Below are 17858 nucleotides of genomic sequence, written 5' to 3'. Positions count from 1 at the left end.
CGCATGCCCACCTACGCCTACCGCTGTGCCTCGTGCGAGCACAGCTTCGAGCAGTACCAGTCGTTCACCGACGACTCGCTCACCGAATGCCCGGCATGCGGCAAGGCCGAGCTGCGCAAAGTGTTCAACTCGATTGGCGTGACCTTCAACGGTTCGGGCTTCTACCGCACCGACTCGCGCAGCGCCTCCTCCACGTCTGAGGGCTCAGGCTCGAACCCTTCAGGCTCGAAGCCGGATGCCGCGGCCAAGCCAGCCGCGAAGTCCGAAGCCTCTGGCGCCACGACGTCGAATGCGGCAAGCTCAACCTCGTCAGGCACGGCCAAGTCGTCCCCCGCGGCCTCAGCGACAGCCTGACTGCCCCCGTTTCGTCGAGAGTAGGAGAGCGGCATGCTCACAGGTTTCAAAGAGTTCATCATGCGCGGCAACGTCATCGACCTTGCCGTTGCGGTGGTTATCGGCACGGCGTTCACGGCGATCGTCAACTCGCTCGTCGAGAACCTGTTTAACCCTCTCATCGGTGCGCTCTTCAACGCCGAGAGTCTGTCGACGGTCATGATCGTGACGATTCCCGGAATGAACGGCGATGCGAAGTTGATGTTCGGCGCCGTGCTCGCCGCCCTCATCCAGTTTCTGCTGGTGGCCGCGGTCGTGTACCTGGTGTTCGTGTTCCCGATGAACAAGTTCAGGGAGCGCGCCGAAGCCCGCAAGGCGGCCGGTGCCCCCGAGACGGCAGAGCCACCGACCGAAATCGAGCTGCTGCAGCAGATCCGCGACCTGCTCGCGAAGGATGCGGCGAACTCCACCTCCCCCAAGCCGGAGTAGCTTCCCTTTCCTCGCGAATGAGGGGTTGGCGAATGACGGGTCGGCGAATGAGGTGCTTTCGGCAGAATGACGGCGCCGCGGCACGCTCATCTTGCCGAAAACACGTCATTCGCGCGAGGGCTCGGGCGCGCGAGGGGTCGAGGGCGCGCGAGGGGTCGAGGGCTCGGGCGCGTTAGCCCCAGTGAGGCGGCTTGTCCCGCTTGAGCTGCTCGTCGTTCTCGCCGGAGGCGTGACGCGCTGGTTCCGGCAGCGGGGTCGGGTCAGAACCCGGCACCGGGGCGGTGGTCACCCGACGGCGCACCCGCGGGCGGCGCGGCGGCGTGACATCCGGCTCGACAGTATCCGGCTCGACAGCATCCGGCTCGACCACATCTGGCTGGGGGTCATCGTGCTCCCCCACGGTTACGCCGACTTGATGATGGGGATCGGCTCCGTGATGGGGCCGACACCCGCGCCGAGCAGGGCGATCACGCGGTCGGCGACGGCGTCTGGGTTGTTGAACAACTCGAACGAGTGCACGCGCATGTAGTGCCAGCCGAGGCGGCGCAGCAGTTCGGGGCGCAGGCGCAGCGACTCGCGCAGGCTCGCCCCCTGCAGCACAGCATCCGACTCGATCGTGAGGCACTTGCCCTGGTGCGAGGTCACCAGGCCGAGCTTGCCACGATGTCCGAGCGCCACCCGAAGGCCGCGCTTCTCGAGGCGCTTCGCGAGGTCGACGAGCATGGGGTCACTGTCGTCTGGCACGAACGACGCCGCGGTGCGTGCCGAAGCATCCGCGATGATTTCAGCGAGCGCGACGGCGCCCCGCTCCATGCGGGTGTCGTCGATGTCATCAGGCTTGAAGCAGGTCACGATCACCATGCCGCGACGCGCGCGGGTCATCGCCACCGCGAGCAACCGCTCGCCGCCGGGCCTGCCGAGCGAACCGAAGTCGCTCAACACTCGGCCGTGCGGGGTGCGGCCGTAGCCGATCGAGAAAATCACGCGGTCGCGGCTCTGCGCCACCGCCTGCTCGATCGTCGCCACCGTGAACGCCTCAGCGCGATCGCTCAAGACAAACTCGCTGAGCTCTGGGCGCCCCGGCAGCGCCCCGAGCACCGCCTGCTGCACCCGCACCGCATGCTTTTCGCTGGCCGAGATCACCATGAGTGACTCGTGCGGCCGCGTCTTTGCGTGGTCGATCACAAGCTCAACCACCCGGTCGACCTCGGCATCCACACTCTCGACGGCACCCGAATCTTCGTCTGGCAGCCCGCTGCCGTTCTTCACATGCTCCAGCTTGAGGCTGCCGTGACCGAGGAACGACCCCGCCCACGGGAGGGACTCGATCTTGCCGGCGTAGAAGCGACGGTTGACGAGCTCCGCGAGGTCTTCGCCGCCAGCCCGGTAGCTCCGCGTCAGCGCGAGTGTCGGCAGCAGGGTGCCGAGCCGCGCGAGCGTCGAATCCGCGTGCACCTCATCGAGATCCGTGTCAGTGTCATCGTGGGTCGTGTCGAGCGGCGACTCCCCCGTCAGCCCGATGCGGAACGGTGCCGGGGTCTGCGTGACCGGGTCGCCGAACGCGACCGTCTGCTTTGCCCGTCGGATCGCCCCGACCGTCTCGGCCAACGTGGTCGCGCCAGCATCGACGACGATCACCGTGTCGAATGGCATCGCATCCGTGATCAGGTCAACCTCATACGGCGACGCGATCCACACCGGCGCGATCGTGCGCGACAGGTGGGGCGCCGCCTGATGCAGCTGCTGCGAGGTGACCGAGTCACGTCGAAGGATGCGCTTCAGCTGCGCTGCCTCCTCCGGCCAGTCGACCAAACCGATGCTCCAGTTCTCGGCGAGCTGCCACGCGAGCAGCTGAGCGCTGCCGGCCGCGTGCGCCTCATCGACGAGACGGAAGTCCGCCTCCAGCCGATCGAGCACGCCCGTGTTCGCCCCGAGCAGGGCCCGATCCGCCTCGAGGAGGGATTCGAGCGCCGACTTCCACCACGCGAGTTCCAGCTCGGCGGCGACCTGCGAATCGGGAACATGCCGCTCCGAAAGGTCCACGAGCAGGGGGTCAAGCTGCAGGTCTTGCAGCAGGGTGCGCAACTCGGCGCGCTCCTGCAGGTTGGCGAGCGCATCCGACTCAGCAGCAAGGCCGGCGAGCTTCGCGAGAAGCTCCGCGATGGGCAGGTTCACGAGCTCTTGCGGTCCGCTTGGCGTGGCGAGAGGCCGGTCGAGCGACGCGAGGTCTTGCGAAATCTGCTGATGCAGCACCTGGGCCGAAGCGATGCCGGCCGGCACCTTCGGCGGAATGCCCGCCGGCACGAACCGCTGCCACAGCAGGCGCTGCTGCTGTATGCGCACGAGGCTCTCATGCATGTCGCCAACCGAGACGCCCGGGCGCACATATTCGCGCGCGAGCTTCTTGAGCCGGCGGCGGTTCGCCCCCGACATCTCTGGCGAATCTTTGCGCGACGCCGTCGCCGCGATGAGCTCGCTCAGCGACCGGTCGAAGACCACCGGCTGGAACTTGTCGAGCGTGTCGCGGATGTCGGTGAGGAGCCGCAGATAGGTGCCGAGCTCGGTGATCGACTCGAACGGGCGCATGTGCGTCGCGCTGATCAGGTCGGTCGCACGCTCAAGCAGCCGCGGAACCTCATCCTCCGAAAGCCGCTTCGCCAACATGTGCGCCGCGGTTGCCTGCTCACTCGTCGCAAAGTTCGCGCCATACCAGGGCGAATCGCCAGGGCCGTAGCGGAACTCGCCCAGCTTCGCCGCCTGCACCATCGCCTGTGCAGCCGACTGGCGATTGTCCATGAGGCGCTCGATCGACGCGCGCGACAGGCGCGCCGTCGTCGATGGCGGGGTCGGCAGGAGCGCGAGACGCGAAAGCTCTGTGAGGCAGTCGAGCACCGAAATGCCCACCACCGAGTCACGTCGCGCGATGGCGACGCGGTAGTCGAGCAGCACCTTGCGCAGGCGAACCAGCGCGTCATCCACCTCGCCGAGCATGGGCGAGCGGGCCTTCTCGTTGCGGGAGATCGCGCGAATGAGATCGCGGCGCAGTGTGGCGGGGGCAACGGCGACGCCGCCGAGACCGATCTCAGAGAGGCGCTGCGTGATGCCGGTGAGGCTCGAGCGCCGGGGGCTCACGACGAGCACCCGCTTGTTTTGGTGCACGAGCGCGCCGATCGAATTCACGATCGTCTGTGTGCTGCCGGTGCCCGGCAGGGTCTTGACCACGATCGAGTTGCCGGCCGCGACCTGCGCGATTACCGCCTCCTGCTCGCCGTCTGCGTCGAGGAGGAGCGTGTCGGTTTCTGGGGCGCGATCATCCGGATGCTGCGGCTCAACAGCCACGATGCTTTCGCCGACACTCCACTTGGCGCCGGGGTTGCCGGCAAGCGCGTCGAGGATGGGATGCTCCAGCTGCGCGGCATCCGCCACCAGACGCTCGCCGACCGACGCGAACGCCGACACGACGAGGCGCGGCTGCACGGTGAACTGCACATGCGAGGTGAGTCCGCGCAGGCGGTCGATCACGGTGTTGGGCTTGAAGGCACCGTCGTGTTCGGCGAGCGCGACGAACGCGTCGGCGTCGAGCGTGACACCGTGCTGTTCTTCAAGCGCGCGGGCGAGCTCGGGGTTGAGGAACGGCGCACCGAGCAGCTTCATTTCGAAGTCGCGGCCGTAGCGGCGGATCGCAAGCGGACGCAGCAGCACTGGCGCGCGGAACTCGACCCCCTCGTGGCTCCACTCGGCGATGCCGATGCCGAGGTGCACGGCGTCGATGCCGCGGGATGTCGCGAGCTCAAGCGACTTCGAGGCGATCTCGCCGGCGGCGACCCGGGCCGAACGAAGTGCCAGGTCGTCACGGATGAGGCTGGAGAGCAGCGTCTTCTGGCCCGTAATGAACTGGGCGAGGCCCCCAGGGTGGGTGGTGCTCAGCTCGATGCGGCTGCGCGGGGTGTCAACGAAGTGGAGGAGCGGTGACGGGCCGCCGACGGTGGCGAGCTGTTCGCGCCAGTCTTGCCAGGTCGGCTCAGCGATGTTTGCCGCCGTGTAGCGCGGGTCGCCGAGGCTCAGCGCGTGCGGGGCGGTCACCTGCTTCTGCGCGCGGGCAGCATTGTTGGCGATCTCGTCCACGAGATCGTCGTCTTCTGGTTGTCTGTTGGCGGGCCACACAGCGCCCACCTTAAGCGCGGAACCCCCGATATCCCGGTAAGCAGGGCCGGTTTCTGCGGCTTCGGCATCGGCATCTCCACAGGGTCGAGCATCCTCACCCCTTTACAGTGGAGCCATGAATCTGGCGTGGACAGTCCTCCTCACCCTCGCCGGCATCTTCGCGGTCGGACTGGTGGCGGGGTTCGCCGTGTTGTTCCGACGCGGCAGTGTGGCGGGGCCCGCACTCCACGCCTCACGCTCTGGCGCTCCCATCGCGAGCGCCGACCCGGTCGGGGCGGCGACGCAGCGTGCGAACATCCTTCTGGTGCGTGCCGACGATGCCGTGCGTGATGCGGCCGACGAGTTCGACTTTGCGACAGCCCAGTTCGGCACAGACCGCACCCGCGCGCTCGCCGACGCGATTGAATCGGCACGGCGGGATGTCATGACGGCGTTCGCCCTGCAGCAACGACTCGACGACCACATTGCCGACACCGAGGCGCAGCGCCGCGACTGGACGGCCAAGATCGTGCACCTGTGCGAGACGGCACAGGCGGCGCTCGCAACCCAACTCCGCCACATCGATTCGCTCCGCGAAGTGGAACGCAACGCCCCCGACACGCTCGCCGGCCTGCGCCGGCTCGTCACCGAGACGGCGGCGCGAGAGGCCGCCACCGCCACCCTGTTGACCGAACTGCAGCGCGCCTACAGCGCACCGGCGACCGCGAGCATCGCCGACAGCGTCGACCGCGCCGCCGCTGAGCTCGACGCCGCCCGCGAGGCCATCGACACCGCCGCGCTCGCGGTCGACCACACGGATGCTCCTGCCGGGCCGCGCGCCGCGATCGACGCAATCGACGCCCTCCGCGAGGGCGAAGAGCACGCACGCCGCGCCGGCCATCTGCTCGACGCGGTCGAAACGCTCAGGGACCAGCTCGCCGCCGCCGACACGGCCCTCGCGGCCGGCATCGAGTCGACCGAGGCCGGCCTGCGCGAGGCCCGCGCGGTGCGCGACGATGCGACGGATGCCGCAGCCAGCGTCGGCGTGCTCGACGCGATCGTCGCCGTGGAGTCCACCCTCACCTCGCTCGACCGCCGCCACCCGGTCGAGGCCCTCGACCGCCTGCGGGAGGCGAACCAACAACTCGACGCGGCAATGTCGAGCGTGCGAAATCAGGAACGACGTCTCGCGCAAGCGCGCGAAGCGCTTGTCGGTGCCCTTGTCGCCGCGCAAAGCCAGGTGTCATCGACCCGTGACTTTATCGACGGTCGCCGAGGCGGCATCGGTCGCGAAGCGCGCACCAGGCTCGCCGAAGCCGAGCGGCTGCTCACGGTGGCCGAGGCAGAAGCCGACCCTGTACTTGCGCTCGACACGGCACGCAGCGCAGCCACCTATGCGCGCGACGCCGACGCGCTCGCCCGGTACGACATCCAGCACTGAAGTACCCCTCCAATCGGGTATGGCTAAACCGGCCAGTATGGGCTTGGATTGGGTGGGGGAACGCGGGGCGGGCAGTCAACGGCGACAATCGATGTCCCCCAAAGCGGGGACTCGGTGCGCTAGGCTTTGGCGACCCGACACCTCCCTCACGAGGACTGCACACGCTGCATCGCCTCGGCAGGATGGATCGCAACGCGGGAGCTCATTACATGACGGATTCGCTGAACAACGCTGCACCCGCAGGGTGGTACGTCGACCCGATGACGCGCCAGCACCTGCGCTGGTGGAACGGCCAGGCGTGGACGGAGAGCGTCGCACCCCTGCCCGGAGCGCCAACGCCGCCCGTCGCCCCCGCACCGGCACCCCGCGTGCAGCAGCGCTTCGCCCTCGGTGCCGTCGACGAGCAGACGCAGGCGGCCGCAACACAGACGCAGGCCGCCGCTGAGCGTTTCGCCCCCGCGCAGGCTGCGCAGACGACGGCGAACCAGCACGCTGCGGCTGAAGCATCCGCCCAGCCGCAGGCGTTTGTCACCCAGGTGCCCGCCTACGCCGCCCGCACCGAACCCGCTCCACAACCTGCCGGCCACTACATGCCCCAATATGGCGACGCGCTCGACCTGCTCAAGGGCACGGACCTCGTCAGCGGTTCTGGCGGGCCCGACGCCGCCCCCGCCTACCGTCGCAGCGCGACGACAGGGCCGACCGCCACCGGGGCCGATGCTTACGCGGCAATGGGGGCCGACCCCTACGCTGCGACGGATGCCACGGCCGCCCACCAGCAGCGACAGAACCCTCCGCGCGGTGAGGTGCACGCCGATCTGGCATTCGCGAGCCCCCAGCAGCAGGAGGAGGCAGCGCGTGCGGCCGAAGAGTCGCACCGCGCAGAGCTCGCCCGCCAGGAGGCGGCACGGCTCGAGTGGGATCGCCAGTTCCAGGCGCAGCAGGCGATGGCGGAGGAGCTGCGGTTGCAACAGCTTGCCCAGGCTCAGGCCGCGCAGGGCGCCCAGGGTGTGGGAGCGTCGCGGTCCGAGTTCCACGGTGACGCCGCCGCGACGGCATCCGCCGCTGACGAGCTCGAGTCAACCCTCATGTCGCGGCGTCAGCGTCGCGCGCAGGCCGAGACGCACGCAAGCCCGAGCCCCGCACCGGCCGCCGCAGCGTTCGCCCCGCAGGACGACGACAAAGACATCTGGGCCGGATCCGACGACCGTCGCAGCGGAGGCGCCAATCCCGCCTGGTCGACGGTCGGGAGCGCTCGGGCGGCCGAACGTGAACGCTTCAGCCCACGCCGCTGGGGCACCATCTCGGTGTGGCTGCTCACCATCACCCCGTGGCTTGGGGGCCTCGCCGCCTTCGTCGCCCTCGCTCTGTTTTCCGCCTGGTCGCTTCCCGCCCTCGGCGTGCTCGCGCTCCCCTGGCTCATCGGAGTGCTGTGGGCGCAGCAGGATGCCACCAAACTCAGCGACTCCGGCCACCAGCGTCCGGCTCGGGCCGCATGGGCCATGCTCACCGCGCCCGTATACCTCATCGTTCGCACCGTGCGCGTTCGCCGGGAGGTCGGCGCCGGTTGGCCCCCGCTGTTCGTGTGGTGCATCAATGCGGCCGTAGTCGCCGGGGTGATTGCTGCCGTCGGGCTGATGCCGGGAGCGCTTCCGGCCTATGTGGTGGAGGCGCTCGACCCTCTCCGCGAGACCGCCGCAGCGTGGCTGGGTCGCTGACCTTCGGGCTGAAGCTTCGCTGAGTATTCAGGCACCGCCGAGGACTTCGTGCCTATCGTGGGCGGCATGAGCAACACAGAGCAATATCGCCGCAATCGGGCAGACGACGCGCACGGCGCCCTCTCGCCGGGCTCGACTGCGACCGGCGACCCGAGCGGCAGTGAGCATCAACATCTCGCCGAATACGGCAAGGTGCGACCGCCGAAAGTGCCCCGCTCGCCCGCCCACCCTGACGCGCTCATCAACGGCCAGCGCGTCACAACGGCGCGCGACATGGAGCCCGGCCCACTCGACCACGGCAGTGTAGGAGGAGGAGACATGATGGATCGCACGGAGCACCCAGAAGAGCCCGCCGAGGGCACCGATTCGCCGGAGTTCACTGAAGAGTCGGATGCCGACGGGTCGGATGCTGACGAGTCGGTCGCCGATGACCTCCTCGCCGCGGCGCCCGGTCGCCTGAACCAAGACCTCGACGACCCGTCGAAGTCCGATCAGGATCTCAGCCCCGACGCCCCCGTCGGATCTGCCTGAGGCGCACGGATATGGCGAGGGAATACGAACCTAACCTCGACGACGAGCGTGAGGAACAGCTCACCGACGAACCCGAGCTGGCGCCGCCGCCGACACTCGACCCCGATGAGCGTATCGAGGTTGAGGACGATGAGAGCCCGCTCGACGAGGATCGCCCGGCCTGAGCGGCTGGCGCGAGTCGGGGTGCGCTGATCAGGCGGCCGCGCGACGCGCCCGCTTGCGCTGGGCGGCGACGAACATCGCGAGGAAGAGCGCTGCCGCAGTCCCGGTCGCGGCAAAGAACACGAGCGCGACCGTATCGCTCGGGGGCTGGACACCGGAGGCGAGTACGAGCGCGATCGCAGTGATCGCGTGCACTGGGATCGTCACCGCAAGCCGCTGCCCCACCGAACCGTTGCCGAGATAGCCGAGGAGCAGTGCCAGTGCGATCGTGGCGCACACCATCGCGCCTATTGCGACCGGCGAATCATCGATAGGGAACAGCTGCACAACCCACAACCCCCACACCACCCCGACGATGAGCGACGCGAGCAGCCGACTTCCGCTGAGTTCGAGGATGGGCTGCGCCAGGCCGCGGATGCCGACCTCCTGCAGCACGACGGCAACAACGATGCCGGCCAAGGTGATTGCGACAGGCACCCCGGAGGCGTCAGACGGGAGCGGTGACAGCGCGCCGGCGAGCCCGAGCACGCCGAACAACACGGATGCAACGGCCACCCCGGCGGCGAGGCCGAGAATGAGATGCGCGGTCGCCTGTCGACGGGAGACCGGAGCGGGAAGGATCTCGCGCAATGTCGGACGAAAGAACACCCACGCTGCCACAGCGCCCACGAACGGGCCAAGCGCGCCCAGCGGGAACACACCGACCCCAAAGCCGCTGAGATCCTGCATGATGTCGAATCCGATGCCGACGACCCCGGCAACAATCGCGAACACGATGAGTGGCATGAAGCCGCGCTCGAGTGGCGACGGCGGACCGAGCGGGATCACGACCCGATGCTCGTCAGAATGCACGCTCGTCATGGCGCATCACCCGAGGTCTTCGAGCATCCGGCGACAGCTTGTCTCGCACTTTCGACACGCTTCGGCGCACGCACGACAGTGCTCATGCATCTCGGCGTGCGAGTCGCACTCGCTCGCGCACGCACCGCACGCGACAACGCAGGCGGAGAGCACGGCGGCGAGGAGGGTCGTGTCGGTGCTGCCCTGGCGGCTCAGCACGCGCAGGGCAGCGGTGCAGACATCCGCACAGTCCTGATTGGTGCGGATGCAGCGGCGCAGGTGGTCGACACCCTCCTCGTGCAGGCAGGCGTCGGCGCAGCTGGTGCAGGCCTGCACGCAGGCGGCGAGCGCGTCGAGCACGGCGGCCAGGTTGGCGGTGTCGAACCCCGCCCTCGGGTGGCTCTTCAAGAGTGTTTCGGTGGTCATGTGTACTCCGTTCCGGCCTGACGACAGTGGCTTGCCCTGATCGGTGTCTCGGTATTTACCGTATCCCGGGGCGCTCCTCCCCAACACCGGTGTGAGGGCATTTGCCAGCAAGCCCACGCGCTGAAGGGAGTCGAGTTCTGCTCCCGATTCGGCCTCAGCCCCTTGAATCTCCAGCGAGAAGGGCGTAAACCCTGAATCAACCGAGCACAACAACGGGAACCCGAGGAGGGCGAACAATGACCACGCCGGAAGAACGAAACGATGCCGCAGCCCGAGAGGCTGCCGCCCGCGATGCCGCAGCCCGCGATTCTGCAGCCCATGACACTGCAGCCCATGACACTGCAGCCCGTGACGCTCACGCCCAGAACGCTCCCACCGCTTCGCACGCGGGCGCCCCAGCTGCGGTGCCCGTCGAGAGCCGCGGCACACTCCGTCAAGAGGTTTTCTCTCGCGAAGAAGAAGAATTCGGCGGAATCAAAGTCGGTTCAGCCTTCTTTGGCTGGCTCGCTGCCGTTGGTCTCGGTGTGCTCCTCACCGGCCTCGCCGCAGGCATCCTCACCCTCATCGGCCTTGAGGTCGGATTCGGCGAAGTGGCCGACACCGCCGCCGAGAACGCCGACACGGTCGCGCTTGTGAGCGCGATCGTGCTTGTCGTCGTGATGTTCATCGCCTACTACGCTGGCGGCTACGTTGCCGGGCGCATGGCCCGCTTCGACGGCGCCAAGCAGGGGTTCATGGTGTGGCTCTGGGGCATCATCATCGCGATCGTGGTTGCCATCATCGCCGCCATCACCGGGGATGCATTCAACCTGCTTTCGAGCGTGCAGTCGCTGCCAACAATTCCGCTCGGCGTTGAGGATGTCACGGTCGCCAGCATTGTCAGCGCCATTGTGATGGTGCTCGCCATGCTCGCCGGCGCGGTGCTCGGAGGTCTGGGCGGCATGCGCTTCCATCGCCGTGTCGACCGGGCGGGGCTCGGCCGATGATCGAAAACATCAGCCTCGGCAGCATCATGGGCGCGCCAGCGGTGGGCCCGGATGAGGAGAAGATCGGCACCGTCGGTCAAGTCTTTGTCGACCCGGCGACGGGTGCCCCCAACTGGGCAACCGTGCACACCGGCCTCTTTGGGCGTCACGAGAACTTCGTGCCGCTCGACGCGGCGACGTGGGATCGCGAAAAGCTGCACCTTCCCTACGACAAAGAGAGGGTGAAAGACGCCCCGCGCATTGCCGCCGACGAAGCCCTCACGCCAGAATCTGAGGCCGAGCTGTACCGGTACTACGGCATCGGCTCGGCTTCCGATTCCGCTGGTGATGCTGAGTGGCTGCACGCGGAGACGCAGGCGAGCCCTGAAGGGGAGCGCCACCACGATGCTGAGGCAGAAGAGGCCGGCGCCGAATATTCTCAGCAGTCACGCATGCAGCGGTATGCGGCATCCGACGGCGACGCCAACCCTGATGCTGCGCCCCCCGTTTCGGCGGCGGCCGCGAGCACTGCGGAGCACCCCGCTGCGCACGATGCATCACACGACGCATCCTCCGACGGGGTGATGACCGCCGACCCGTCGTTCACGGAGCCTGCCCACACCGACTCGGCACCACACGAAGGCCAGCCGAAGGGCCCGCGTCACCGCGCCTGAGCTGGGTCGGGCCGGTTGAGTAGGCGCGGATCGCTCGTTGGCAATCGCGCCAGCGATTGCGCGAGCCGCGCTGACCGAGCCTGCGAGGGAAGATTAGGGCCGTATCGAAACCCCCGCCGCGCCTACTCTCCGTCCGCGTCGACCGCCCAGTCGCTCGCGCTCGGTGTCGGCTCCACCGTCTCAGCCACGAACTCGGCCGCTGAACCGCCGAGCGACCCTCCCTCGGGCATCCGCCGATACAGCTCACCCGCGGCCACCTCCCCCGCAACGTCGCCGCCGGCGGCAGGCTGCGTTTCGCGGGTCATCCGCTGATCCCGAACAGCCCGATGATGAGCGCCATCACGATGAATGTGACGAGCTCGTGGGCGATGTTCAGCAGGGTGAGCGCTTTGGGTCGATTCTCAAAGGCGTCATGGGTGATGAAGCGCGCCGCAGTGAACCCGCCCCACAGGATGATCGCCGTGACGAGAGTGTTGACGAGAAAGCTACCGCCGTAAAAGTCTTGGGCGATAGCGGATGCCCCGGCCAACACCCAGGCGCTGATGAAACTCACCACGATCGTGATGCCGATCGCGTAGACGCTGTTCGCCGGGTTGTCGACGCGGGCGGCCTTCAACCACCAGTTGCCGAACACCTTCGGGGTGTACCAAATCGTGCCGATCACCAGGGTGGACAGGGTGGCGATGATGACGGCCAGCCAGTTGATTTCGGGGACCATATCGGGCTCCACTTCGTTGAGGGTGCCCGAATTCTATGCCTGCGGCGGCAGCCGCGAATAGAAGATCTCGGTCGGTGAGACGACTGCGGCGCATCCACCCTCTGATGCAAGCCCCGCTCGACACGGCGGACGCGTACTCGGCGTGGGTTCCCGGGCACACCGGTGGCGAGTCGGAGACGATCATCGCCAGCTGGATGGCACAGCGTGGCAACCGTGACAGTGTGACGATCGCGACGAAAGTCGATGCCCTCGTGGCGGGAGCGCGACTCGAGCTCAGCGGCGAGCAAGTGGCGCGACTGGACGGCGTTTCTGCCGCCTGAATCGCCCGCGCTGACCACTTCTCGCGTCGCCGCGAAATCTTGGATTGGCAAGAACGGCGATTTCGTCGTTTACTTGTGGCATGTCAACCCAGATTTTTGTGAACCTGCCGGTCGCCAGTCTGGAGCGCGCCCGGGAGTTTTTCAACAACCTCGGGTACCTGTTCAACCCCCAGCTCAGCGACGATCACGCCGCCTGCCTCATCATCGACGAAGACCACATCTACGTCATGCTGGTCGAGCACGAGTACTACGGGGTCATCACTGGTCGAGAGATCGCCGACACTGCCACTGCTTCCGAAGTGATGATCACCCTCACGGTCGAAAGTCGCGACGAAGTCGAAACGCTCATCCAGCGTGCAATCGATGCGGGCGGTGCCAGGGCACAGGAAGCCGAAGACTTCGGGTACCTCTACCGTCGCGGCTTCTACGACACCGACGGTCACCACTGGGAAGTCATGTGGATGGACCCGAAAGAGGAGCCCATCGACCAGCTCATCGCGGTTGCCGACGAAGCGAGCGCCATCGCCGATGCTGAAGAGGCCACGGCCGACGCCGCGCACAGCGGCAAGCACGACGCCGTGCGCACCGGCGAACACGACGCCGTCCACAGCTGACCGGACCGCGCCGCCTCAGCGCCCCGCGAAAAACTCCCGCACCGTGCGGGCGAGGGCCCACAGGTCATCCACGTGGGCAAGCTCGCGTGCCGAATGCATCGACAGCAACGGGACCCCCACATCGACCGTGCGGATGCCGAGCCGCGTCGCCGTGAGCGGCCCGATCGTCGACCCACACGGCACCGTGTTGTTCGACACGAACGGCTGCACGGTTGCGCCAGCAGCATCCGACAGCCGTGACCACAGGGCGGCGCCGTGGGCGTCAGAGGCGTAGCGCTGATTGGCATTGAGCTTGAGTAGGGTGCCGCCACCGGCGACGGGGCGGGTCACGGGGTCGTGCCGCTCCGGATAGTTCGGATGCACCGAATGGCCAGCGTCTGCCGAAACACACCACGACTCGGCGAGCGCGCGGCGGCGCTCATCCTCGCCACCCTTCAGGCTGACACCGATGCGGGTGAGGATGTCGCTCAGCAGGGGCCCGGCCGCGCCCGAGCGCGACTCCGAACCCAACTCCTCATGGTCGAACGCGGCGAGCACGCTGATGTGGCCGCGCGCCGGTTTCGCCGCGAGCAGCGCGTGCAGGCCGGCAAACACCGAGCTGAGATTGTCGAGCCTGCCCGCCGCAAACAGCCGCTCCCCCGCACCGAAGCGTGCCGGGGCTTGCGTGTCGGCGGTGAGGATGTCGAACCCCGCCACATCGCGGAACTTCACGCCCGCGGCATCCGCCAGCGTCTGCACGATGTCGCCGCCGCCCGACTCCACCCCAAACACCGGCTGCACATGCTGCTGCTTGTCGAGCTTGAGCCCATCGTTGACGGCGCGGTCGAGGTGGATCGCGAGCTGCGGGATGCGCGCGAACGGGCCGGTGCGGGCGAGATACTCGCGGCCATCCCTCGTGACGAGGCGACCGGCGAACTCGAGCTCGCGGTCGAGCCACGAATTCAGCAGCGGGCCGCCATACACCTCGACGGATGCCTGCAACCAGCCGTGCGCAGACGTGCCGCCGTTCGGCTTCAGCTTGAACCCCGGCGAATCAGTGTGCGCCCCCAGGATGCGGAACGGTGTCGTCGCCGTCGCACCCGCCGACTGCACCCACGCCACAATGGCACCGTCGCGGATGACGAAACGCTTGCCCGCCTTCGCCGGCCACGCCGCCGACTCGTCGAGCCGGGTGAACCCGGCCGCCTCAAGCTGCCGCCCCACCTCCGCCGCCGCGTGATAGCTCGACGGCGACGCCCGGATGAACTGTGCGAAGTCGTCGATGTAGGTGTCGATGGCGGTCATCCGTCTATCCAAGCAGGTCGCGCCGGGTGGGGGCCCGCCGTCGCTCGTTCCGGGTTTCGATACACTCGCTGGCGCTCGCTACTCAACCGGCGTCGAAGGGGGCACTACAGTTTCTTGCCCGGGTTGAGCAGCCCCGCCGGATCGAATGCCCGCTTCACCTCGAGTTGCAGCGCCCGCAGGGTCGGCCCAAGCTCCGCATCGAGGTGCGCCCGCTTCAGCGTGCCGATGCCGTGCTCGCCAGAACTGGTGCCGCCGAGCGACACTGCGAGGGCGATGACCTGCTGATACGTCACGTTGGCGAGGGCGACGGATGCAGCATCCGCCGGGTCGAACGCGACGATGGGGTGCAGGTTGCCGTCGCCGATGTGCCCGGCAGTCGCGATGGGCATACCCATGCGGTCTGCGATTTCGTCGATACCGTCGAGCAGTTCACCGAGCCGGGAGCGCGGCACCGAGACGTCTTCGTTGAGGCTCGCGCCGGCAACCGCGCGCATCGCCCCGTGGAGTGCACGCCGCGCCGCCATGAGGGCATCAACCGCGGCCTTGTCGCGGCCAATCTCGACCGTCGTCGCACCGCAGAATGTGGCGATCGCGGCATACTCGTTCGCGTCCCCGTCGGTGCGGCCCGGCTCGTCGGACTGGATGAGCAGCACCGCCTCGGCAGCACCAGGCAGCGTGGAGAGGGGTTCGAAGGCGGCGATCGCGGCGATGCTGCCGCGGTCGAGCAGTTCGAGGATGCTGGGGCGCCGCTCCGAGGCCATGATCACGTCGGCCGCGTCGAGGGCTGCCCGCCGCGAGCCGAACGCCGCGAGCACGCCGACCGGATCTGCCGGGCGAGGGCGGAGTGCCACCGTCACTTCGGTGACGATCGCAAGGGTGCCCTCCGAGCCGACGATGAGCGAGGTGAGGTCGAGGCCGGTCACGCCCTTCACTGTGCGTCGGCCCGTGCGCACCACGTCGCCGCTCGCGAGCACAACCGTGAGCCCGCGCACGAAGTCGCCGGTCACGCCGTACTTGACGCAGCGCATGCCGCCAGCATTCGTCGCCACGTTGCCCCCGATAGTCGACGTCAACCACGAGCCGGGATCTGGCGGGTAGAACAACCCGGCACCCTCCACCGCGGTCGCAAGATCGAACGTGAGCACGCCAGCCTGCGCCGTCGCAACCTGATCGGCGACATCGATTGCGAGGATCTGGTTCATGCGCTCGAGGCTGAGGATGAGGCATCCGTCGACCGCGTTCGCCCCGCCCGCGAGGCCGGTGCGGGCACCCTGCGGCACGATTGGCACGCCGTGGCGGGCGGCCGCGCGGACAACGGCGGAGGTCTGCTCGGTCGATACGGGAAACACCGCCGCGAGTGGCACCCCCTGGCCTGTTCCATCGGAGAGGTCGCGATCGAAGGCCCGGGCATCCTCGCCGACGAACACCTGCTCAGTCTCAAGGAGCGCGGCAAGGTCATTGAGAATCGGATGCACGGCCATGAGTCCATCCTTGCGCACTCGGTCGCCCGTCCCGCACGAGCGGCTCGGGCCTCAGCCCACGAGGCTCGGCTCGGTAGGGTCGGCAACGGCGACGACGTAACGGTTGCGCCCCGCCGCCTTAGCCTCATACATGGCTGCATCGGCGCGCGCGATCATCGACTCGGCCCCTTCGCCTGCTGTGCGCACCGCAAGGCCGACGCTGGTGCCAACCTGCACCCAGGTGCCGTCGAGGTCGAGGGGCTCAGAGAGCGCACTGACGATGCGCTGCGCGATAGCTTCGGCCTCGGAGAGTTGGTCAATCTCCGGCAGCAACACGACGAACTCGTCACCCCCCTGACGGGCAACCGTGTCGCCCTTGCGCACGGAGGCGTTCAAGCGCGCGGCGACGGCGCGCAGCAATTGGTCGCCAGCGTCGTGGCCATTCTTGTCGTTGACCTGCTTGAAACGATCAAGGTCGAGGAACAGCACGGCAACGGGCCCCTGATGACGTGCGGAGACATCGATGGCGTGCGCGAGTCGATCGAAGAATACCCGGCGGTTGGGCAGCCCGGTGAGGCTATCGACATCAGCCAGCTCGCGCACCCTTCGCTGCAGCATCCGTCGCACCGCCGTCGCATGCGCCACAGTCGCAGCGATGACCGCCAAGACGAGGAGACCGCCAATATAGATTGCGCCGTCGCGAACTGGGTACTCGGTCGGCAGGCCAGTTGGCTCGAATTTGGAGACGATCTTCCACTGGCTCGAAGAGACTTCAAGCGACTCTTCTCCGAACGTTCCGGTCTCGAGCCGCTCACTCACCGCCTCGGTTTCGACGGTTGCGTAGGTGATATTTGCGTTGCTCACGCTGACCTGACCCTGTGTCTCCGCCGCGATTGCGGCCCATGCCGTCGGGTCGTCGTCGGCGAACGAACGTCCTTCGTCGAAGAACGCCCCCCACCGCTCGTCTCCCGAGGCACCGACCAGCACGTTCCCTTCGCCGTCGAGCAACAGTGATTCGAATGCTGGGTTCAGGCTGCGCAAAAAGCCCTCAGCGAGGCCGACTGCTTCGAGATCGATGACCATGTATGACCGGGCGTCGCCTGCCTCGCCGGTGACGGGTGTGGCGAGGCGCACCACGGGTTGTGCCGCTGTGTCTGACGAGGTGTAGTCCGCAAGATCGAGCACCGAAACCGAAATCTCCCCGAACACGAGCTCGTTCGTCTGCTCGAAGCTCTCCCCCACCCAGTCGACGCGGTCGGAGCCAGTGACGGGGGCGGTGGCCTCGGCCGCCACCACCAGGTCACGGCCCGCATCGTCGACAAGACTGATGCGCTGAATGCCCGGCTTGTTCTCCACTGCCGATTCGAACTGTGCCGCCAAGGCTGAGCGCTCCGGCCCAGCGCTCGCATCGGCCGCCAACGTTGCCAGCGCGGGGTCGACCGCAAACACGAGGAGGTCAGACGCAGCGAAGTCGATGAGCGACTCGACGGAGCGCTGTGCCTGCTCGGTGGCAAAGGTCTGGCTCGCGTCGAGTTCCACCGCAGCCCGAGATCCGGAGATGACGAGCGCGCCACCAAAGACGATCGTGAAACCGAGGACGAGGCCGAGCCACACCATGAAGAACGGCCGCACATGCTCCCGCAGAGCCGGATGGTTGGAATCCGCGATCGCTGCGTCTGATGTGATGGCCATGGGTACAGGTTAGTCCTCCAAAAGGAGGACAGACTCATTTGTCTCCCC

19 protein-coding genes are annotated in these 17858 nt (G+C 67.6%); 10 read left to right on the top strand and 9 right to left on the bottom strand.

The genetic code is table 11. The features are described 5' to 3' along the window. Nucleotides 1-3: 3 nt before the first annotated feature. Nucleotides 4-354 (top strand): FmdB family zinc ribbon protein, encoded by a 351-nt coding sequence (locus tag ACY48M_RS05995; RefSeq protein ID WP_462819364.1) that lies wholly within the window; start codon nucleotides 4-6, stop codon nucleotides 352-354. Between the two features lie 33 nt (nucleotides 355-387). Beyond that, nucleotides 388-822 (top strand): large conductance mechanosensitive channel protein MscL, encoded by a 435-nt coding sequence (gene mscL, locus ACY48M_RS05990; RefSeq protein WP_462819363.1) that lies wholly within the window; start codon nucleotides 388-390, stop codon nucleotides 820-822. A gap of 172 nt (nucleotides 823-994) precedes the next feature. Here mscL and ACY48M_RS05985 read toward each other — a convergent pair whose 3' ends face one another. Together ACY48M_RS05985 and ACY48M_RS05980 are read right to left on the bottom strand one after the other, a co-directional pair. Then, nucleotides 995-1222, bottom strand: a complete 228-nt coding sequence (locus ACY48M_RS05985) for a hypothetical protein (protein ID WP_462819362.1) — start codon at nucleotides 1220-1222, stop codon at nucleotides 995-997. A 2-nt stretch (nucleotides 1223-1224) separates the two neighbouring features. Then, complete coding sequence (locus ACY48M_RS05980; protein ID WP_462819361.1) at nucleotides 1225-4947, bottom strand: AAA family ATPase; 3723 nt, start codon at nucleotides 4945-4947, stop codon at nucleotides 1225-1227. A 154-nt stretch (nucleotides 4948-5101) separates the two neighbouring features. Here ACY48M_RS05980 and ACY48M_RS05975 point away from each other — a divergent pair, with 154 nt between their 5' ends. The 4 genes from ACY48M_RS05975 to ACY48M_RS05960 all read left to right on the top strand — a co-directional run bounded on the left by ACY48M_RS05975 (nucleotide 5102) and on the right by ACY48M_RS05960 (nucleotide 8819). Next, the gene (locus tag ACY48M_RS05975) at nucleotides 5102-6406 is read left to right on the top strand and encodes a hypothetical protein (protein WP_462819360.1); all 1305 of its coding nucleotides are present in this window, start codon (nucleotides 5102-5104) and stop codon (nucleotides 6404-6406) included. 209 nt (nucleotides 6407-6615) lie between these two features. Next, the gene (locus ACY48M_RS05970) at nucleotides 6616-8124 is read left to right on the top strand and encodes a DUF2510 domain-containing protein (RefSeq protein ID WP_462819359.1); all 1509 of its coding nucleotides are present in this window, start codon (nucleotides 6616-6618) and stop codon (nucleotides 8122-8124) included. A 66-nt stretch (nucleotides 8125-8190) separates the two neighbouring features. After that, a complete protein-coding gene (locus ACY48M_RS05965; RefSeq protein ID WP_462819358.1) occupies nucleotides 8191-8655 on the top strand; it encodes a hypothetical protein in 465 nt (154 codons plus the stop codon). An 11-nt stretch (nucleotides 8656-8666) separates the two neighbouring features. Then, on the top strand, nucleotides 8667-8819 hold the full coding sequence (locus ACY48M_RS05960) for a hypothetical protein (protein WP_462819357.1): 153 nt from the start codon (nucleotides 8667-8669) through the stop codon (nucleotides 8817-8819). Nucleotides 8820-8847: 28 nt separating this feature from the next. Here ACY48M_RS05960 and ACY48M_RS05955 read toward each other — a convergent pair whose 3' ends face one another. Both ACY48M_RS05955 and ACY48M_RS05950 read right to left on the bottom strand, forming a co-directional pair. After that, nucleotides 8848-9678: a CPBP family glutamic-type intramembrane protease gene (locus tag ACY48M_RS05955; RefSeq protein WP_462819356.1), complete on the bottom strand. Its 831-nt coding sequence runs from the start codon at nucleotides 9676-9678 to the stop codon at nucleotides 8848-8850. 6 nt (nucleotides 9679-9684) lie between these two features. Beyond that, nucleotides 9685-10083, bottom strand: coding sequence for a four-helix bundle copper-binding protein (locus ACY48M_RS05950; protein ID WP_462819355.1), 399 nt, complete (start codon nucleotides 10081-10083; stop codon nucleotides 9685-9687). 236 nt (nucleotides 10084-10319) lie between these two features. Here ACY48M_RS05950 and ACY48M_RS05945 point away from each other — a divergent pair, with 236 nt between their 5' ends. Beyond that, entirely contained in the window at nucleotides 10320-11069 is a 750-nt protein-coding gene (locus ACY48M_RS05945; protein WP_462819354.1) for a hypothetical protein, read from the top strand. Then, nucleotides 11066-11722, top strand: coding sequence for a PRC-barrel domain-containing protein (locus tag ACY48M_RS05940; RefSeq protein ID WP_462819353.1), 657 nt, complete (start codon nucleotides 11066-11068; stop codon nucleotides 11720-11722). The genes ACY48M_RS05945 and ACY48M_RS05940 overlap by 4 nt, the downstream gene beginning before the upstream one ends. A 122-nt stretch (nucleotides 11723-11844) precedes the next feature. Here the strand turns inward: ACY48M_RS05940 and ACY48M_RS05935 are convergent, their stop codons facing one another. Together ACY48M_RS05935 and ACY48M_RS05930 are read right to left on the bottom strand one after the other, a co-directional pair. After that, complete coding sequence (locus tag ACY48M_RS05935; RefSeq protein WP_462819352.1) at nucleotides 11845-12027, bottom strand: hypothetical protein; 183 nt, start codon at nucleotides 12025-12027, stop codon at nucleotides 11845-11847. After that, nucleotides 12024-12440 carry a DUF1761 domain-containing protein gene (locus tag ACY48M_RS05930; RefSeq protein WP_462819351.1) on the bottom strand — a complete coding sequence of 139 codons (417 nt, stop codon included), beginning with the start codon at nucleotides 12438-12440 and terminating at the stop codon, nucleotides 12024-12026. The genes ACY48M_RS05935 and ACY48M_RS05930 overlap by 4 nt, the downstream gene beginning before the upstream one ends. Nucleotides 12441-12544: 104 nt before the next feature. Between ACY48M_RS05930 and ACY48M_RS05925 the strand changes: the two genes are divergently transcribed. Both ACY48M_RS05925 and ACY48M_RS05920 read left to right on the top strand, forming a co-directional pair. Further along, nucleotides 12545-12760, top strand: coding sequence for an aldo/keto reductase (locus ACY48M_RS05925; RefSeq protein WP_462819350.1), 216 nt, complete (start codon nucleotides 12545-12547; stop codon nucleotides 12758-12760). Between the two features lie 80 nt (nucleotides 12761-12840). After that, entirely contained in the window at nucleotides 12841-13374 is a 534-nt protein-coding gene (locus tag ACY48M_RS05920; protein ID WP_462819349.1) for a VOC family protein, read from the top strand. A gap of 15 nt (nucleotides 13375-13389) precedes the next feature. Here the strand turns inward: ACY48M_RS05920 and ACY48M_RS05915 are convergent, their stop codons facing one another. The 3 genes from ACY48M_RS05915 to ACY48M_RS05905 form a co-directional block, all read right to left on the bottom strand. Then, nucleotides 13390-14658 (bottom strand): M18 family aminopeptidase, encoded by a 1269-nt coding sequence (locus ACY48M_RS05915; RefSeq protein WP_462819348.1) that lies wholly within the window; start codon nucleotides 14656-14658, stop codon nucleotides 13390-13392. A gap of 104 nt (nucleotides 14659-14762) precedes the next feature. Further along, complete coding sequence (locus tag ACY48M_RS05910; protein ID WP_462819347.1) at nucleotides 14763-16139, bottom strand: FAD-binding oxidoreductase; 1377 nt, start codon at nucleotides 16137-16139, stop codon at nucleotides 14763-14765. Between the two features lie 51 nt (nucleotides 16140-16190). Continuing rightward, nucleotides 16191-17810 (bottom strand): diguanylate cyclase domain-containing protein, encoded by a 1620-nt coding sequence (locus ACY48M_RS05905; protein WP_462819346.1) that lies wholly within the window; start codon nucleotides 17808-17810, stop codon nucleotides 16191-16193. Nucleotides 17811-17858: the final 48 nt, after the last annotated feature.

The sequence above is a fragment of the Homoserinimonas flava genome (assembly GCF_054969005.1).
This window is presented reverse-complemented; position numbering and strand designations above follow the sequence as displayed.

Coding starts and splice junctions, on each gene's coding strand:
- ACY48M_RS05960 (WP_462819357.1), top strand. CDS start 8,667: ATGGCGAGGGAATACGAACCTAACCTCGACGACGAGCGTGAGGAACAG.
- ACY48M_RS05955 (WP_462819356.1), bottom strand. CDS start 9,678: ATGACGAGCGTGCATTCTGACGAGCATCGGGTCGTGATCCCGCTCGGT.
- ACY48M_RS05965 (WP_462819358.1), top strand. CDS start 8,191: ATGAGCAACACAGAGCAATATCGCCGCAATCGGGCAGACGACGCGCAC.
- ACY48M_RS05975 (WP_462819360.1), top strand. CDS start 5,102: ATGAATCTGGCGTGGACAGTCCTCCTCACCCTCGCCGGCATCTTCGCG.
- ACY48M_RS05995 (WP_462819364.1), top strand. CDS start 4: ATGCCCACCTACGCCTACCGCTGTGCCTCGTGCGAGCACAGCTTCGAG.
- mscL (WP_462819363.1), top strand. CDS start 388: ATGCTCACAGGTTTCAAAGAGTTCATCATGCGCGGCAACGTCATCGAC.
- ACY48M_RS05950 (WP_462819355.1), bottom strand. CDS start 10,083: ATGACCACCGAAACACTCTTGAAGAGCCACCCGAGGGCGGGGTTCGAC.
- ACY48M_RS05925 (WP_462819350.1), top strand. CDS start 12,545: ATGCAAGCCCCGCTCGACACGGCGGACGCGTACTCGGCGTGGGTTCCC.
- ACY48M_RS05970 (WP_462819359.1), top strand. CDS start 6,616: ATGACGGATTCGCTGAACAACGCTGCACCCGCAGGGTGGTACGTCGAC.
- ACY48M_RS05935 (WP_462819352.1), bottom strand. CDS start 12,027: ATGACCCGCGAAACGCAGCCTGCCGCCGGCGGCGACGTTGCGGGGGAG.
- ACY48M_RS05940 (WP_462819353.1), top strand. CDS start 11,066: ATGATCGAAAACATCAGCCTCGGCAGCATCATGGGCGCGCCAGCGGTG.
- ACY48M_RS05945 (WP_462819354.1), top strand. CDS start 10,320: ATGACCACGCCGGAAGAACGAAACGATGCCGCAGCCCGAGAGGCTGCC.
- ACY48M_RS05930 (WP_462819351.1), bottom strand. CDS start 12,440: ATGGTCCCCGAAATCAACTGGCTGGCCGTCATCATCGCCACCCTGTCC.
- ACY48M_RS05905 (WP_462819346.1), bottom strand. CDS start 17,810: ATGGCCATCACATCAGACGCAGCGATCGCGGATTCCAACCATCCGGCT.
- ACY48M_RS05920 (WP_462819349.1), top strand. CDS start 12,841: ATGTCAACCCAGATTTTTGTGAACCTGCCGGTCGCCAGTCTGGAGCGC.
- ACY48M_RS05910 (WP_462819347.1), bottom strand. CDS start 16,139: ATGGCCGTGCATCCGATTCTCAATGACCTTGCCGCGCTCCTTGAGACT.
- ACY48M_RS05915 (WP_462819348.1), bottom strand. CDS start 14,658: ATGACCGCCATCGACACCTACATCGACGACTTCGCACAGTTCATCCGG.